Origin of the sequence: Stieleria magnilauensis (genome assembly GCA_007753675.1) — a bacterium.
Taxonomy (GTDB): domain Bacteria; phylum Planctomycetota; class Planctomycetia; order Pirellulales; family Pirellulaceae; genus Stieleria; species Stieleria magnilauensis.
The window spans coordinates 6,450,954-6,468,750 of the sequence record CP036432.1 but is presented as its reverse complement, the minus strand read 5'-3'; the positions used below and the strand labels follow the sequence as shown (position 1 = coordinate 6,468,750).

12 protein-coding genes and 2 pseudogenes are annotated in these 17,797 nt (G+C 54.8%); 7 read left to right on the top strand and 7 right to left on the bottom strand.

Going from position 1 to position 17,797, the window contains the following annotated elements; genetic code table 11:
* Nucleotides 1-232: 232 nt before the first annotated feature.
* Nucleotides 233-373: pseudogene (locus TBK1r_RS39005) on the top strand (glucokinase); the annotation flags it as partial.
* Between the two features lie 32 nt (nt 374-405).
* Entirely contained in the window at nt 406-627 is a 222-nt protein-coding gene (locus tag TBK1r_RS39000; RefSeq protein WP_419580307.1) for a glucokinase, read from the top strand.
* Nucleotides 628-1,078: 451 nt separating this feature from the next.
* Here the strand turns inward: TBK1r_RS39000 and TBK1r_RS23135 are convergent.
* Together TBK1r_RS23135 and TBK1r_RS23130 are read right to left on the bottom strand one after the other, a co-directional pair.
* Nucleotides 1,079-1,462: pseudogene (locus TBK1r_RS23135) on the bottom strand (HAD family hydrolase); the annotation flags it as partial.
* A 70-nt stretch (nt 1,463-1,532) separates the two neighbouring features.
* Nucleotides 1,533-2,513 carry a site-2 protease family protein gene (locus tag TBK1r_RS23130; RefSeq protein WP_145216075.1) on the bottom strand — a complete coding sequence of 327 codons (981 nt, stop codon included), beginning with the start codon at nt 2,511-2,513 and terminating at the stop codon, nt 1,533-1,535.
* 280 nt (nt 2,514-2,793) lie between these two features.
* On the opposite strand from TBK1r_RS23130, the gene TBK1r_RS23125 reads away from it, so the two are divergent.
* From TBK1r_RS23125 to TBK1r_RS23110, 4 genes are all read left to right on the top strand, one after another.
* Nucleotides 2,794-4,635 (top strand): APC family permease, encoded by a 1,842-nt coding sequence (locus TBK1r_RS23125; RefSeq protein WP_145216071.1) that lies wholly within the window; start codon nt 2,794-2,796, stop codon nt 4,633-4,635.
* A gap of 216 nt (nt 4,636-4,851) precedes the next feature.
* Nucleotides 4,852-5,355 carry a thioredoxin gene (trxA, locus tag TBK1r_RS23120; RefSeq protein WP_145216068.1) on the top strand — a complete coding sequence of 168 codons (504 nt, stop codon included), beginning with the start codon at nt 4,852-4,854 and terminating at the stop codon, nt 5,353-5,355.
* A 120-nt stretch (nt 5,356-5,475) separates the two neighbouring features.
* Nucleotides 5,476-8,094 carry a zinc-dependent metalloprotease gene (locus TBK1r_RS23115; RefSeq protein ID WP_145216065.1) on the top strand — a complete coding sequence of 873 codons (2,619 nt, stop codon included), beginning with the start codon at nt 5,476-5,478 and terminating at the stop codon, nt 8,092-8,094.
* Between the two features lie 36 nt (nt 8,095-8,130).
* Nucleotides 8,131-8,574 (top strand): hypothetical protein, encoded by a 444-nt coding sequence (locus TBK1r_RS23110; RefSeq protein WP_419580306.1) that lies wholly within the window; start codon nt 8,131-8,133, stop codon nt 8,572-8,574.
* Nucleotides 8,575-8,622: 48 nt separating this feature from the next.
* Here TBK1r_RS23110 and TBK1r_RS23105 read toward each other — a convergent pair whose 3' ends face one another.
* From TBK1r_RS23105 to TBK1r_RS23085, 5 genes are all read right to left on the bottom strand, one after another.
* Nucleotides 8,623-11,886: a mechanosensitive ion channel domain-containing protein gene (locus TBK1r_RS23105; RefSeq protein ID WP_145216059.1), complete on the bottom strand. Its 3,264-nt coding sequence runs from the start codon at nt 11,884-11,886 to the stop codon at nt 8,623-8,625.
* Between the two features lie 239 nt (nt 11,887-12,125).
* Nucleotides 12,126-12,818: a hypothetical protein gene (locus TBK1r_RS23100; protein ID WP_145216056.1), complete on the bottom strand. Its 693-nt coding sequence runs from the start codon at nt 12,816-12,818 to the stop codon at nt 12,126-12,128.
* A 500-nt stretch (nt 12,819-13,318) separates the two neighbouring features.
* Nucleotides 13,319-14,071, bottom strand: coding sequence for a SpoIIAA family protein (locus TBK1r_RS23095; protein WP_419580305.1), 753 nt, complete (start codon nt 14,069-14,071; stop codon nt 13,319-13,321).
* Nucleotides 14,072-14,226: 155 nt separating this feature from the next.
* A complete protein-coding gene (locus tag TBK1r_RS23090; RefSeq protein WP_145216050.1) occupies nt 14,227-14,964 on the bottom strand; it encodes a hypothetical protein in 738 nt (245 codons plus the stop codon).
* Between the two features lie 110 nt (nt 14,965-15,074).
* Entirely contained in the window at nt 15,075-15,581 is a 507-nt protein-coding gene (locus TBK1r_RS23085) for a HEAT repeat domain-containing protein (RefSeq protein WP_145216047.1), read from the bottom strand.
* A gap of 944 nt (nt 15,582-16,525) precedes the next feature.
* Between TBK1r_RS23085 and TBK1r_RS23080 the strand changes: the two genes are divergently transcribed.
* The gene (locus tag TBK1r_RS23080) at nt 16,526-17,032 is read left to right on the top strand and encodes an enolase-like domain-containing protein (RefSeq protein WP_145216044.1); all 507 of its coding nucleotides are present in this window, start codon (nt 16,526-16,528) and stop codon (nt 17,030-17,032) included.
* Nucleotides 17,033-17,797 lie beyond the last annotated feature (765 nt).

Here is a 17,797-nt window from a genome sequence, read left to right as displayed (position 1 = left end):
TTTGGCGATTTCACGTTTTCCGAAGTCTGACGATGCCGACTACGGATTTTCACTGCACAGAAAGTCGGTCAACTGTACGAAAGGATGTGTTTCAATCGACCAAAGATTGGTCGCACCGGTTAAACACTGGTCGCATTCGATATAGGTATGGCCTGTCTTGACGTCCGGAACGCCATGTCCAATCAGTATCCGGAAAAGGATAAATACGACTCAGCATAGTGAGAACCAAACAATGATATTGGCAGGCGATATTGGAGGCACAAAAACCAATCTCGGTTTTTTTGGGGTATGTGACGGCACACTCGCCGTGATCGACGAAGCGACCTATCCAAGTCACGATTTTGAGAGCTTGGACGCCCTGGCAATGACGTTCTTGCGCGATCACAATCGGTCAGCCGAGTTTGCTTGCTTCGGTATATGGCAACCGGTGGTGTCTTTGTCGGCGGCGGGATCGCGCCGCGCATCCTACCCGCGTTGCAAGCGGGCGACTTCGCTCATTCGTTTGTGCAAAAGGGGCGTCTGCGATCGGTGCTGGCCGACGTGCCCGTCCGAGTCATGCTCACGGGGCGAGCAGCGTTGCTGGGCGTGGCACAATGCGCCCATCTGAGCGCAGGTGGACTCTCGTAATCGTAATTAACGTCGCTACCGAACGGCGACGAAGAAAACCAGCTCGATAGTCCCAAGGCAGCAGGCATTGGGCGACTGTCTGCTCACCAGCGGGCAGCAGCGTCGCTGGCAGGGAATGATTCCGCGTTCGCCTCGTCAACAGCATCCACGACCCCATGTGCCGGATCGAACTTAGGGAATGTATCCCCGGTCGATTCGTTCAAACGCGACGTTTGAGATTCTGGGAAACGTCGTTGGCAGGGCCTGAATCGGACCTCCACCCCGTGAACGGTTCTGTACACCAACTCGGGTTGCGTCGTTAAGGGTGGCAGTGCGTCAGACTTAGATTCCGGTCGCATGATCATCGTTTGTCTCGGTGTTTCAGTGGTAAAGTTGGCAACATAGAATACGTCACCGAACCTGATAACAGAGCATATCTTGGGCCAAGCCAGTATCGGTCTAGCGACTTCGGCTACACTCTGACGCCGAACTCCGCGAACTGTCTCTTCGTGGACTCCAAGGATTGATGGCAGACTGATCGGATGCCCAGCTTCGCGGCAATGTCTACAAACATTTGGCGATCATCGACATAGATCACTCGCTCCAGTCGAGCCTGAGTCAGATCCAAGGCGAGCCGATAGGTGTCGCTGTCAAGTTTTCTCAGATTGACAAAACACGAGCAGACGAACAAATCAAAAACCACATGCAAATTGAATCGCTCGATACGGTGCTCCGTCAACTCGCGGCTTTCATTGCTAACTGCCGCGATGCGGAAGCCGTTTGACTCCTTCAGTTCGCGAATCCCCCCCAACGTGTCCGGCAGAATCTGCGACTGTGCAAACATGAATTCGCGAAACTCTCGCCAGAAACTCTGGACATAGCGAGTTTCTCTCCAAAATCAGGCGAGTTCGTCTACGAATCTATGTTTACGCGGCGGTCCCTGACCCGAGATCACGGAACGGCAGGAAGTGACCCGCGAGTAGTCGTTCGATTGGGATCGCGCCGAGACCGGAACGAACCGCCTGTCGCAAGTCACATTTGCGAACGACTGCGATAGCGACGCCGTGACTCGACACCAGGAACTCGTCGACGGTGTCGCTCGACAACCATCCCAACACATTGCGAGCATTCCATTGAGCGCTCACAACGGGCAGTGACGACGGAATTTTCGCGATTTCTTCGCCATTGACATCCAGCAGTGTGGCCGTTGAAGGTAGGTGCGTTCGCTCCGCAGGACTTCCTGCATTCGCCATTTCGGCACCTCCGGCCAAGAGCACGAAGCCAGCGATCAGAACCAGCATCAAATTTCCCGACATCAAGCCGACCAGTCCCAAGCCGACAGCAGCGAAGCGTCCTACGCCAACGGCAACCCGCGTCGCATTGTGGTAAGGCATCACCAGTGCAAGCATCGCTCGCAAAACGCGTCCACCATCCATCGGAAATGCCGGGATCATATTGAACACGACCAACACAACGTTGACCCAGGCCAATTTTGCCAATAATCCGGCAACCGCGATTGGCAGCAAGGAAACACCGGCGAGAATCGGTAAACCAACAAACAGCACTGCCGCGATCGCGACGTTCACCGCAGGGCCCGCGACCGCGATGGCCAGTTCTTGCCAAGGGTTGCGCGGCATCCTTTGCAGACTCGCCACACCGCCGATCGGCAGCAGGGTGATATCGCGAGTTCCGATCCCGAACCGGCGAGCCGTGAGCGCATGCCCGTATTCGTGCAACACGACACAGCCGAAAATTGCCAGGACAAACGCGACTGACACGGTGGCAGCAACCGCACCGCTTCCGGCAGCCAACGACGAAAAATAAATCCAAATCGGCAGCAGCAAAAACGTCCAGTGAATCCTGATGTCAATGCCCGCGTACCGGCCCAAATGCCATGAGTTATTCATTTTTTAGTACTCTCAGAAAAGGGAAGGCTGGATCAAGAGAGCATGCCGTGTGCCGAAGAAGACACTCGTGGCCGGTCTGGCAAGAGATTGGTCGGTCGCATGCGTTTCCTCCAATGTCTTGCGACTTCGGTTACGGTAAACTTCACATGCAAGTTTTCGCAGATTGCGGCGGCGACTTTTTGATTGGTCCTGAATTCGCGACATTGCCGCCCACTGAGGAAAATTGCCCCAGTCAAAATCTTCCACCGCAGCGTAGCCGAAATCGCTCCGCAACATTGCCATGTCAGAACCCACCACCGGCGATTCCCATCCGACCTCTCACAAACATGGTGGCCTGGGGCAGCTTGCGTCCACCGCTATCTGTGGCAATGACATCACGTCCTCTTGCCTGTACGTTTCGGCTTTGGCGATCGGATACGCCGGACGCTGGGCACCGGTTTGCCTGTTGCTGGTCGCGGGAACGCTGTATCTGTTTCGGTCGATCTATGCCGAAGTCGTCGGCGCGCTGCCGCTCAACGGTGGTGCTTACAACGCGCTGCTGAACACAACCAGCAAATACCGGGCATCAATCGCGGCTTGTTTGACAATCCTTTCGTACATGGCAACCGCAGTGATATCGTCCAACGAGGCGATGCATTACCTGCATTCGCTGTGGCACGGCTTGCCGGTCATCCCCGCGACAATCGGGTTGCTGGCCGTGTTCATGTGCCTGGCGATCGTTGGGATCACCGAGTCGGCTGTGGTTGCGATCGGTATTTTTGTGTTTCACCTGTTTTCGATGCTGCTCTTGATGAGCGTCGGTATCTACTCGCTCACCCAATTCGGGCTAGACATCTTTTGGGCCAACATGCGAACGCCCACCGTCGGCGGGTTTGGCCATGCGTTGTTCTTCGGTTTTGCTGCCGCCATGCTGGGCATCTCAGGATTCGAGTCGTCTGCCAACTTTGTCGAAGAGCAAGCCGAAGGGGTGTTTCCAAAAACGCTGCGCAACATGTGGATCGCCGTCACAGTACTGAATCCCGGCATGGCAATATTGGCGTTGGCAGTGGTGCCGATTCCTCAGGTCGCCGAACAGTATCAGAACACATTGCTCTCGCACATGGGCGAAACATCCGGCGGCAGTTGGCTGGCGTGGTTGATTAGTATCGACGCCATTCTTGTGCTCAGCGGAGCGACTTTGACCAGCTACGTCGGCGTCACCGGGCTCGTCGGGCGAATGACGCTGGACCGGTGTCTGCCAAGGGCTTTGTCAAAGCTCAATCGTCGAAAAACACCGTACCGTATCATCGTCACATTCTTCGTGTTGTGTGTTTCGGTGTTGTTGATCACCGGCGGCGAGCTGAAATCGCTGGCGGCTGTCTACACGCTTTCGTTCTTGTCCGTGATGGCGTTCTTTGCGATCGGAAACTTACTTCTGAAAATCAAACGGCCCCGTCTGCCGCGACCTACAGAAGCTGGTTATCCGACCTTGCTTGTTGCACTGACAGCCGTCACGGTTGCCATTCTTGGGAATGCTCGACTGAACCAAGCGTATTTGATCGTGTTCCTGGAATACTTCGCGCCGACGTTGTTGGTCGTCACGATCATGTTGACACGGCTAAAGCTGCTGGAACTGCTCGTCTTCTTTACCGACCGCGTGCGTCGCGCGATTGGCCGTGAGCGAAAGGACGCTTTTGATAAACAGCATTTCACGCAAGCCCGTTGGTGGCGCCGGATTGGAATTCGCATCCGGTGGATCGAGGATTGGATGTACCGGAAGATTCAAGAAGTTAGTGCACAGCAGATCGTGTTCTTCACACGCGGCGATAGTCTCGGCAACCTGAATCGCGTGATGCAGTACATCGAGGACAACGAGCACACCGACCGCGTCCGCATCGTTACGGTTGTGCAAGCGGGCGAACAAGAGCCGCCGGAGTTGGCGGAACAGTTGAAATTCCTGGACAAGGCATACCCGGAAATCGACATTGAATACGTGAAGCTTGAAGGCGAGTTTTCTCCGCGATTGATCCATGAGCTTTCCGGACAGTGGTCAATTCCGACAAATTTGATGTTCGTCGGTTCGCCAGGCGATCACTTTATGTTCGGAATCTCCGAACTCGGCGGCGTACGGCTCATTATCTGAGGCACCGAAAAGCTTCGCCCGTAGCCCCATTTCTGATCGGGGCAGAATGTCTCAATGAGACATTCTGACGCTCCGTTCTTGTCTTGCAAAGTCAGTTTTGTACCTCAAAACGTGGCTTTTGCATCTTTGGCATTCCGAGTGCTTTGTCACTCAATCAGCAAGCGTGCGGTGACAATTCGGTCGCGTACGACCTGTGTGTATTTGGAGCACTTTTCCATGTCAAAACTATTTTCCATTGCTGCCACCTCTGTCATCCTGTTGGCACTCGTTTGGGGTTGTTCGCCCTCTCGGCCATTGGCCCATCAAGGACGGCAAGTTAACGTACCCGCTGCGTTGGTTGAGCCCGTCACGATTAAAGCGATCACAACGAACCACAAGAGTCCGGTCAAGCCATCCAACGCCGGAGTTCTGCCACTGAGCGAAGCCAACTTCGTTGACACGGTGCTCAATGCAGGCAAGCCCGTGCTCGTCGACTTCTATGCCGATTGGTGTGGCCCTTGCCGGATGATGGCACCGGTCGTCGAGGAAATTGCAACCTCGACCAATGACCAAATCATGGTCGGGAAGCTGGATGTCGACGCGAATCCTGCCGCAGCAGCACATTTTAAAGTGAAGTCGTTACCAACGATGTTGATCTTCAACAACGGCGAAGTCGTTGATCGTGTGATTGGCGTCACTTCCAAAGACGAATTGATGTCGCGGTTACAAGACGTTTCGTAATCAATCGCTCGTCACTGACGTAGCCGATCTCGCCAAGTGACTGGAGTGAATCAACCAAAGTCTGGCGGCTTCGGCTACGGATCTTGCCTGCCTCAACAAACTTATTCGGAGTCCAACAGCATGTCCCTTTCTCCTCTCGCACGAATCATCGTTTTCGCAGTCCTGTTACCGCTTTCCGTTGCCACCGTCTCGGCTGGCGAAACCGCCAAGACCGACGGCAACGCAGCGAAGCACGCCGGAATCCTAAAGGATTCAACGAACATCGACGGGGCAATTCCACTATACCGCAAAGGCGGCAAGCTGTATGCAGAGATTGGCCGCGAACAGCTCTCAAGCGAGTATCTCGTGCTGACTTCCATTGCACGTGGGATCGGTAAGAATCCGTTGCTGGGCGGCATGGCTTGGGGGTTTGATGACGATTGGGTGTGGAAGTTTCGCAAGATTGATGATCGCATTCAGATCGTGCGTCGCAATGTGCGCTTTCGCGCCACCGCCAATACACCGGAATCCACGTCGGTTGACAACGCATTCACCGACAGCGTTCTGTTTAGCCTGCCCATCATGTGCAAAGGACCCGGCGGCGGCGATCTGGTCGACTTGACCAACGTTTTCATGTCGGACCTGCCGCTGATCAGCCAAGTCCTGCCTGGCTTTAGCTTTTCCTCTGACCGATCAACGTGGTCATCGGTCAAAGGGTTCGATCATAACGTCGAGCTTGAAGTGGCGGCCACTTACGGTTCGAGTGGTCGCGCGCACATGGACACCGTTGCCGATTCGCGCGGTGTGACGTTACACATTCACTATTCCATCAGCCGACTGCGCAAATCCAACTACCAACCACGACTGGCGGACAACCGTATCGGCTACTTTGTTACCGCAATCAAAGACTATTCCAAAACCAAAGGCGACGATCAATTCGTCCGCTATATCAATCGCTGGAATCTGACGAAGGCGGACCCTGATGCCAAGCGATCCGCTCCGAAAAAACCACTTGTCTTTTGGATCGAGAAATCAGTTCCCTATAAATACCGCGAACCGATTCGCGACGGCATCGCTGAGTGGAACAAGGCATTTGAAGCAGCGGGAATCGTCGATGCAATCGAAGTCCGCCAACAACCCGACGACGCCGATTGGGACCCCGAAGATATCAACTACAACACGTTCCGCTGGATGACGGCCAATGCCGGATTTGCAATGGGGCCTTCTCGCATCAATCCTTACACAGGTGAAATCCTCGATGCGGATATCATTTTGGATGCCGACTTCGTCACCAAGTGGTCACAGCAAATCGAAACGCTGACGCCCGACGACGTCGCCCATATGACGGGCGGTCCGCTGGACTTGGCTAGCTATCGGCTACAACAAACTGATCCGAACTCACGACACGGGCACACTTGCGCTAACTGTCGTGGCGTTGCTCATCAAATCGCCTTGGCTCGGCAAGCGGTCGCCCTGCACGCTGATCCGGAGCGATTAGACGAACTGAAGGATCGGGTCGTGATGCAGGGCTTGAAAGAAGTCGTGATGCACGAAGTCGGTCATACGCTCGGATTGCGTCACAATTTCAAGGCCAGCACGTTTCGATCGCTTGATCAAATGTCGGACGACAAGGCGACTCATCGCGACGGATTGGCAGCGTCGGTCATGGACTACTTGCCTGCCAACATTGTGCCGGGGAAAACACAGCAAGGCGACTACTTCTCAACAACGATCGGACCCTACGACCTTTGGGCGATTCAATACGGGTACACGCCTCTCTCGGGCAGCACCCAAGGCGAGCTTCCTGAGTTAAAAAAGATTGCGTCACGTAGTGGTGAGCCAGGATTGGCGTTTGCAACCGATGAAGACACGCGAGGAATTGACCCGGACCCGGACGCGAATCGTTTTGATCTAGGCGATGACGCGATCGCGTATGCGGCCCAGCGGGCGGAATTGGTGCGAGGCTTGTTGCCAAAATTGGTCGAACGATCCAAGGCATCGTGCGAAGGTTACGAAAACGTCCGACCGGCGCTCAACGAGCTGTTGTCCGCCTACGGTCAAGCGATGCACTTTGCGTCGCGATACGTGGGCGGTGTTCGGTTGAGTCGTAGCGAACCGGGTGACGATGGCGCGAGGCTGCCTGCGGCAATCGTTTCAGCAAAGCAACAGCGAGAAGCGTTGTCGTTGATCGAAAATTCCGTGTTCGCAGCCGACGCGCTAGAGTTGCCGCTGGACCTATTCAGTCACATGGGTTCGTCACGTTGGTTGCACTGGGGGACCGATGTGGCCGAGCGAGCCGACTACCCACTGCAAGAAACGATATCGCTGTGGCAAAACCGGATTTTGGATCAATTCTTCTCACCACTGACTTTGAATCGAGTTTCCGACAACGAAATGAAGACCCCCGCGGACGAGGATGCGTTGACGATTGCGGAATTGATTTCCAGTCTGACGCATTCGATTTTTAGCGAGTTGGAGCCGATCAAGCCGGGCGACTACACGCCGCGCCAACCTGCGATCAAGAGCGTGCGTCGCAATCTGCAACGAGATTACTTGACAAAGTTAGGCGATTTTGTTCTCGGCAAAACAGATGTTCCAGAAGACGCTCGCGCGATTGCCGCGATGGAGCTGGAACAGTTGCGTGGAAGAATCGAAAACGCGCTGGCGGGTGATGTCAAGCTCGATACCTACTCCGCAGCCCATCTTCACGACCTCGCGAAACGCATTCAAAAGGTACTGGACGCACAAATGTCGGTGTAGCCAAATCAACCTAAGAAATTTTACATGGTAACCATCATGCCCGCCTTCCTGATCGCTGACTCCACCGAAAGGACATGCCGGTTTGTCGGGCAACGAATTGTCGACGTCCATTGTGAGGTTCTAGAATTCCCGGACCAGCACCTCTGGTTCGAGCTATCCGGATTTTTGGCTGAAGATCACAGTTGGGTGGTGGTGATCGTGATCAAGCGATGTGGAGCCGGGCTGGAGGACATCGTTCGCTATTATCGCTCCGCGTCGATCGATGACATCGAGGACTTTCTTCTTGACTTCGACCCCGCCCCCAGCTTGCCTCTTTCAAATGCAGTGTATTCTCGCTACGAATGTGCGGCCGAGCAATTGATGACCCATCTTCATGGTTTCGCCAGTGGCTATCGCACGGCTCGTTCTCGTGTATCGTCAGGTATTTGGCAGCGGTTACTCAACCTGATTGCACGCATCAGACGATCAAATCTTCGTTAAACGGCGGCACCATGCTCTGGATTGATTTCTAAACGCCCGTGATTTCGGCTACTTGAGTTGATTTGCACCCGACGAATCGTGGACGATGTGAATGTCCCGCTGCGGGAACGGGATCGTGACGCCAATACCATCGAGAGCACGTGTGATTGCCGCCAACAGTTCGTGACGCAGACCCTGACGATTGGTCAAATCCGGCAGATAACACCAGATTTCAAAGTTCAGCGAACTGTCACCGAAGCTCTCCATCGACACGACCGGTTCAGGGACCGACATGACCATGGGGTGATCTGTGACCGTCTTGAGCAAACAATCACGGACCTGGTCTGGATCGCTGCCGTAGGCCACGCCAACATTGATCAATATACGATTGGTCACGTTACTGAGCGACCAGTTGAGGATTTTTCCGGTGATGAAATCTTTGTTCGGCACAATCAGTTCTTGGTGGTCGCGAGTTGTGATCGTCGTCGCCCGCATTTGGATGCGGGTGACGAATCCGATGTTGCCATCGACGGTCACCATGTCACCGACGCGGATGGGACGTTCCAGCAGGATGATGATGCCCGATACAAAGTTGCCCACGATCTCCTGCATCCCGAACCCCAGTCCGACCGTTCCGGCCGCCACAATCCAACTGTAGTGCGACCAAGGGATGCTCAAGAAGCTTAGTGCAACAATCAAGCCGACGACAAACAGTGCGTAGCGAAACATTGTGGTGACCGCATAACGCGCTCCCGAATCGAGCGGTAGTCGTTGCAGCAAAATCAACTCCAGCAGTCCCGGCATGTTCTTGATCGAGACCAGAGTCAGTGTCACCGTAAGCAGCGCAATCAAGACATCGGCCAGAGTGACCGGCTTGGCCTCTCCGGCCACACCGACCGACCACAGCGTGACTTGGTTGAGCAGATCGAACGCTGGGAACATGTCTTTCCAGAACCACAATGCCGCCGATACGAAGGCAACCCCAAACAGCAAATGGACAACTTTGCGTGACTGACGCCCCACCGAAACAAGATCGCATCGTTCTTCCTGCTGGGCGTTGATCCCTGCTTCGTCCATCAGTGTTTCGCCCGTTGTGACCTCGGCTTTTCGTTCACGTTCACGCATCGACTCAAGAATTGCCAATCGACGGCGATGGACCAGTACCAAACGAGTCAAGAACTCGCTGGCGATCAACAATCCTGTCGCCACCACCAGCGTCCATAAAACGCGTTTGCTGAGCTCAACGGAGGTGTAATGATATCCGGCTGCCGACAGCGCAATCAGCAGGGTGGGAATTAGCAATGTCGCGGCGTAGATGATGCGGCGCGAGCGAAACAAAATGAAACGTTCGGAATCTCCGTCTTTGGTCGGGATCAGTCCTGACTGCGGTCGGAAAAGCCAATGCAAGGCGACTGCGACAACCAGCCAGAATCCGATCAGCCCGATTCGTCCCAGCGAACTCTGCCAGTCGGCATTGGATTGGTGTTCAAGAACCACTGCGATAAACAAAAACAACGTGGCGGGATAGAACCATCGTAGCTTTGACGACAGAGCGGCCCGCGTTGAGTCGGCCCAACGGAAATGGGATTGGGCAAGCCCTGACGGCGCGGCAACATGCCGCATCAATTCCAATGGAATCAGAAAGACGCCGCAGGCATAGAATCCATAGCCAATTGCGCGCAAAACTTCTTCGTTGCTGGCCGGTGCAATGCACATTGCACCGATACCGAGCATGATCAGTGGCAAGATTGCCGACGATACAATTGTGATCGTCAAGGCGGCAAATGTCGGGCGAATGGACTGACAGTTTCGGCGGGCAGCCGTCTTGCCATGCGATTCTAATCGCTGGCGACGGCGGCGATGCGTCGCGAAAGCAGCTACCATTGAGAAGCCGAAAAACGCCGAACGAACTGGATTGGTCCTACAATCACTGAACAGTTCCGACGCAACGATGCGCCAAGAACTTGGCGTCAAGAGCCAGCGTGCTGCCGCGATGGACTGCGGAATTTCATCGCTGGACAATGTTCCCGTGCTTGGAATCCAGAGAAGGTTGCCTTGGATAAAGTTGAGGTATTTATCAATTGCTTCGATCAGTTGTCGCGAATCGGTGTCCACGGTGACCAAATTTTGAAACAACGCTGTTTGAGCTGGGACGAGTTTGTCGAGGATCGCAATCCGAAGTGTGGAAACGCTGTCCGGCTTGGTGCTGGACTGATTCAGCAGATTCAATTGATCTTGATCTTGAAACATTTCAAGCTGCAATTGTTGCATTTGAGCTTTGCCCTGGCCGTCGGGTAGATATTGATGTCTCTCTGCCACCAAGCGAGCTTGCTGTTGTCGCAGCAGCAAGCCCAGTGCTTCGGTTAACCCGACCGCGTCGACTCGCTGGGTTGTTGTTGTATAGTCACCCTTGACGGCATCCAATTTTGACTTCAGCTCGTCGACCTTGGCCGATGATGACGCGATTCGATTGTTTACCTGTTCGTACTGGTCGATCAATGCCTTTGTTGATTGAGCGGCGGACTTTGTCGCGGCGTCGGCGGATTGCAGGTCCTTGGCAATGGCAGCTCTCCAACGCGCCGCTTCGTCGACTCGGCGTTGTGTAATGCCAGCCTGCAGTTGGTTCATTTGTGCCGTCAGCATTGCGACGTGGCGATCGGCAAGTTGTCGCTGCAATGGAACCAAGTCGGTCGTCGCTGCGTAACTCGCCAGTTCCTTCTGGTAGCCGTCGATTTGCGCTAAGAGCAATTGCTGCTGCGTTTCTAATTGCATTCGTTTAGCCTGTACCAACAAAGGCGGTTCGCTTGTCGATGCTGGCAGCGCCAGGCTTGTTTTCACGGCGTCTAACTGCGACTGAGCCGCGGCGATCAAACCGGGAATCGCGATGGTACGTGATTGTCGGGTTGTGGGAGCCGCCGTTGCGGCGGCGAGGTCAGTCTGTGCTTGAGCGAGTCCCGCTTGAGTCGTTGTAAGTTGTTGTTGCAGGTCACTCAGTGCGGCGGAGTCTTTCGGCGGCGTTGGCTCGGAAATCGGTTTGGCGAGCTCCGTTTTGGCTTGTTTGATCGCGTCTGCCGCGCCGTTTGTTGCCGTCGCAAATCCGGTCGCGTCTAACTTGGCTTTCGCCGTCGCTGCAATCTGCGACTGGATCGTTTGCACCAGTTGCCCAATGTCAGTCTTATTCTGGTCCGTCAGGTCGGATGCCGATGCAAGACGCTGAGTGATCGCGTCGAGGCTAGTCGCCTCTGGCGGCGCGGAATTATTGGTGGATTGAGCAAACGTGGCATGCACGTAAGAAAGCGACGTTAGAATCGCAATAAGTCGCAGTAAAATCACAGACGGAGCCTCGTAAGAATCATGCTAGCTGTCGCCCTAAATGTAGCGACCTTCGACAGTAGGTGGGGTAGTGCTTTTGAATACGCTCTGGCGCGCGTTTGAATGCTCTCGATGGCTCCAACGTCTGGCGGCTTCAGCTATATGGAAAAATCCATGTCCTGGCGAACGGCATTTAATTCGCCAAAACATGGGTCCGTAGTGTCTCACGCTCTTCGCGAGCGAAGATACGCTTCGTGAAACTAATAGTTCTTCATCTCTTTCCCGAGATCGCTGACCGCCCTTTCGATCGATTGCAAATCCTTGCCGAGTTTGTTGTGATCGAATTTCACGGTGTCACCGGTCCAATAGCCGTATCGGTAGTAGTCAGTGATCACCGAAGTGGTGTCGGGGCCGAATTGCAGATGAGCCGAATCGGCAGCATGCTGCAAATAGTTGGCAGCCATCGTCAAGTTGCGTCCGGCATCTTGCTCTTCGCCTTTCCCCCAAGACTCCTTGGCCTTGTAGAAGTGCCACTCGCCAAGTGCTTGTGCGGCACGTCCCAAAGCGCTGTCCATCGCGGCGGCCGATGCGACTTCACCCGAACGAAGCTTGGCCGAAAGCTGAGTAAGTTCGCTGGCTGCATAGGTCAGCTTTTCCTTTGTGATTGGCATGGCATGACTTTCAGCCAACTTCAACCAACTAATGGCTTTGTCGATTTCGTTCGCCGCCGCTTTCTCTTCGTTGCGGCGATAATGGTAGCGAATCGTATCGAGCGATTCGACAGGCTCGAACCGCAGTGGTGTCCAAAAATCTTCTTCAATCACCAACCAACCAGGTGATGCGGCAGGCTTCGAACCCTTTGTCTTGGTGCCGGTTGTCGTGTCCGCGGCCGAACCGACAACGGCCGGCGCGACCATCAGTGCGGCAAGTGCAAACATGGAGAGAGTTTTCATTTTTGTGTTCCTCATCAAAAGTTATCGCGATCTCGTTGGCGACATGCCAATCGCAGTCGCGACTCGATGTCGATGACAAAGCAGAAATCGCGCCAAAGAGCAGAAACTCGCAATCTGTTGAGGTGTGCCAATGATTAAGTGTTACCGGCGTGAAGCTTTTGATCACTCCGACCAAACATTGGTCGCTTGTCATTGCTTTTTGGGCATGAATGTTCACCGAACACAAGGAATCCCAGCATGGTGCATCGGATCATCGATCTACGCGAACTTAACGACGAAGAGTCGCTGCTGACTCCCGCCTATGCTGATCGATCGGTGGTGGAACCGGCGACGAAGATTGCCGCCAACCAACTTGACGACCGTTTTCACGCTCATTGGCGGCACGTGTTTTCTGGCCGGTGCGTTGATGATGCTGCCCGAAGATCACCTGTACAATGTCGATCGGTGAACGTACGCCGATTGCCCTAACACCATCCGCGGCATGGATTCTCCTGCTCCGATCAATGGTTGGTCGGCACCGCAGTTACCTTCAGCCAATCCCATGCTGCGTCTTCTTCGTCGGCATGGAAGAATCGCATGTCGATATCAATCATTGGCTTGAACAATTCGGCGGCTCGGCGTAGCCAAATCGGAGCACCGACGACGGCATATTTGCGAACGTGACTCAACGCCGCAAACTTCATCGCGTAGATAGAATTCTCCATCAGCAGTACAGGAGCAAATCCTGCGAAGTCCGTCAGCCGAACCAATAAGTCGATTTTTTGGTCCGACCTAAAGGCTTCGCTGAGTGGTTCGAGCACAATCGGCAAGTCTTCAAGACGCATCCTGCCGATGCACTCGAACGCAATCAAATCGTCACGATCGGTGGCAATGCGAGCAACCGGCGGTGTGTCGGTCGCATTCAACTTGGACGGTTCAGGAAGCTGTGAGGCGAACTCCATGGCCCGTGTGTGTTCGCTGGGCGGGAAGCAGTGGCATGTCACCTGAGGACAGAACGGCTGGAACATCGTCACCACCGCCGATACCCAGTGTTTGTCGGTGATAAACGCAATGCGACGAATGCGGTGGTGGTCTTTCATCGCTGAAAGTTCAAACTTCAAGTCTGCCACGATCGCATCGGCGGTCATATCGTTTAGCTCAGACATGTCGATATACAAACCGAACTCTTCATGCGACTCGAGCATCGCATTGAACCGAGTCTTGATCGCGGCGATGTCTTGTTCGGATAAAACACCAAACAGCTCAATTGCCATCACGTGAGACGGCGATTTGTGATGCTGCATCATGGGCTTGGCGACCAACTTGATTCGCTACGGGCACGACTGCGACGACAAAGATCAATTGGCTCCTGCGGCACGATCGTGCCTGTGAGCGTGACTGCGCGGCAACGACTTCTGTGAGTCAACGATTAGGGTTGCTGCAGTTCTGCACCGAGTTGTTGCAGTCCGTCGCCTACTTGCTTTAAATGCATCGCAAGGACATTGCCGTACTTGGCCGCTTCGGCATCGGATTCGGGATGTTTAAATCCGATCAAGGACGTCAGGGAATCTTGGACATCATTGGACAGGTCCGTGTTGGCCGATCGGGCTGCTTCTTGTAGATACAGTCCTGCTGCGATCAAGTGCTTGGCACCCATGTTGGAATCCATGTCGGCGGCCGTGCCGGTGTGATCCTGTTTGGCTTTCAAGTAGTGGTCGTTGGCGATTGCGTAGTATGCACTGCCGATCGCTTTTGCTGCTGCGGCGGCCTCGACAGTCTTGTTCTCGCCCAAGTCCGTCTCGATTTTCGCGAGTTGTTCGATCGCGTCGGAGAGATTCTTTTTGCCCTCCGGTGTCGCGTGCGATTCGATCACTCGCAACCATGTGATAGCTCGAAGGATTTCCTGGACCGCTCTTTTGTCGTCTTTGCTGCGCAACGCTTCGCCCGTTGCTTTCAAGACGAAGTGCGGTTCCTTGTGCAATGGTAAGAGCAGGAACTCTTCGACTTCGGCAAGACCGCGGACTGGCGGGTTTGCGGGATAAACGGGATCGGTCTTCTTCGTAGCCACAGCGGCTTTTGTGACGGGGGGAGTGCCCGTGGCTTGGGCCGACAAAGTGCTAACGGCAAACGTAGCGGCCAACGACAGTGCAGTGAATGTTCGTAACATGGGTTTCTCTTCTTCGTGCGGGGGTTAAGAAAAACAGGATCGGTGTCTCGTAGCCAATCTCGCCAGAGGCTCGATCGTGTCTGAGACGGCATTGAGTCTGGCGACTTGGGCTACGGCATGGTAACTTCGCCGATGCGGATTTGTTGCAGTGCTTGATAGGCGGCAACGGGAGCCGACAGCTTTGGCTCGACACCTTCAAGAGCCTTCATCACGGCGTCCACTTCGGTGTGCTGTTTGCCCGACTTGCGGAACTCTTTGAGCGAGTGATGAGCGGCTTTGCAGTATTCGACTGAATGGCTAGCGCGTGTCAGGCCGCTGAGCACTGCCAAGAGACCTGGTTCGCCCAGTCTCGCTACGCCTTCGGCGGCCACCCAAGCAACATCATTGTCTTCATCAAACATTGCGTGAACTAGTGGGATCGCGGCAACCGGATCAGCGATCTCCGAAAGCGCCTTCGCTGCTTCCCAACGCACTTGGTGACGCGGGTCAACCAACTCCCCGATTAGGGCGTAAACAACTTCGTGTCCGTTGGTCGCGACAAGTGCCTTCCGCGCGCGTTCGCGGACGGCGCCGTCGTTAGATGCGAGTTCGTCTAAGGTCGATTGAATCTCGGTCATGGTTATCTTGCGTGATGGGGGGGGAGTGGTCAAACTTTCCAGGCTTCCAAATGAAATTGCTAAGGGCAATTCAACTTCGGCGCGGCCTCGACCATTTCAAAGCATGCCGTGTGCCATTCGTATTCAAAGGGGAAAACCTACGTTGCTTTGCCGGCTGAACCGTTCGAGTCGAACAGGATTTGTCCGCGCCGATCAATTGTTGGTCGGTTCTTTGGCAAGGCGTACACAAGAACACAGCCAGTGCCCGATTGATAACGGACACTGGCCGTGCTGAGTCAGACGCATCCGAGCGCTAGCTGGGTTGTCAGTGATTGACTGCGATTGAGCGGTGACCTTCGTAGCAATCGATGGCAGGCTCGCCGCCACCATGGCGATCGCTTATCCTATCAAGGAGAGCACGCCGGCGGTTCCGGCCAGACGTATGAACTCGGGCTGAAAGTCGTCATGCCGACTGACGGTGCAGAAACAACTGCCAGAGCTGTCTCGGAGCAACTCGGGATTGCGATGGGCACGGGAACCGGCATAGCGATTCAGTCAGCCGGAGTGCAACTGCTCGGCAGGGACCTGCGCGGGGTCGCCGCGGCGACCAAGCTACGCCGAAAAGCAATGCACAACATCCGCGAAAACCTGTGCTTCGCGTTCGTTCACAATGCTCTCGTTTCAAAGTCATCAACGAAAAGCGTTTCACATCCGGAGCGACCAAAGAACCGTGTGGGTTCTATCGCAATGATCGCCCAAGTCCCCAAGAAAAGTCACGTACTGACACAACGAGAGCCGCCCCGACCGCAAGCAGCGGTCGAGCCGACAGCATCAGTACCGCAGCCGCAACGAACCGTACCGAAGTAAAACGAGAATACGATTTAATTGCTATACTTCTCAAATCAAAACGCTGAGATTGCAGGCCAAGTGACTCTGCCGGACCGAACCTGAGAGACTCAAAATTGTTGAACCGACGTCAATTCGTTGGGGCGGCGACCGCTTCAACTCTGTTTGCTGGTATCGCATCCGCTACGGAATTCCCACAGGATCTGAAGATTACCCGGATCGTTAGCTTTGATCTCCCCACGCGGCGATCAAAATCCATCGGGAAGAATGCGAGAAGCGGCGGTCACGGCCAGACCTCCCGCGACCGAATGGTGCGGCTGTATACGAATCTGGGCGTCGAGGGCCTTGCCAGGTGTTGGAAGCCAAAAGAAGCACTCGCACCGTTACTGGGGGAAAATCCCTTCCAACATTTTGAGCTGGCGTCGCGAAAAATGCCAGGTCCGTTGGGCCCTCGAACGATGGTGCTTTGGGATCTGGCCGGAAAAGTATTGAACCGTCCGGTCTATGAGTTGCTCGGCGGCAAGCAGTCACGCAGGGTGCCAGTGTACGACGGCTCGATTTACATGTCTGATCTGATGCCGCAGTACTCCGCGAATTGGAAGGATCGTTGTTCGATACGTGGTTAAATGTCATCGGTAAGTCCGTCGGTCATGGGCATCTGCATTTGCTCGTGCCCTTTCATGGCGACATGACCAGCATGTGCTCTCTATGGCTTGGCAGCATCTTTGGCAGCTTGCTCCTGTGCGGCTAGCGTACCGGCAAACAAACCTGCCCCTGCCCCTGCTACTGCGGCCCCGTTGACCAAGAACTTTCTGCGACTGTCGTTGTGAAAGCATTCTATCTGCTCAGGGTGGCCTTGCTGTCGGGGGAAGCAACCGGCGGCCAATCGCAGCCCCGTAAACTCGGTGGCGGCCGCCTCCCAGGTCTCTAGCACGCAGTCCATCGGCGCTGTGGCTGAGGCTGCGTTTTGATCTCACTGGGGTGTCTCTGAGCTCTACTTCCGCTCGACTCCCAAGGGGCGGCGCGAAGTGCGGTCAAGGGATTCGGTCTTTGGCTAAAAGAAGGACCCACTGGATCACGCATCGCATGTCACGAGGGAGTCAGGCGTCTATCGATCCACCACGGGCCACGAGAGATCAAAACGCTTTCGCGGTCGCATCGCTGATAACCTACGGCCAGAAGACCCCTGAAGCTGGCGATAGCTTCGCTCGCCATCACGTCTGAATTCGCAGAAGTTTTCGACGGTCGAATCGGAGTGCTCAAATCGATCGAGTCGCTCTCCCCACTGTCGGGCAAGTTGTGGGTTGGGCAATCCTGCCATGGGTTTCTCCAAAAGTGGAAAGAAACCCACCACGCTACCGCTCCCGTCAACATGGAAAGATAGAACGCTT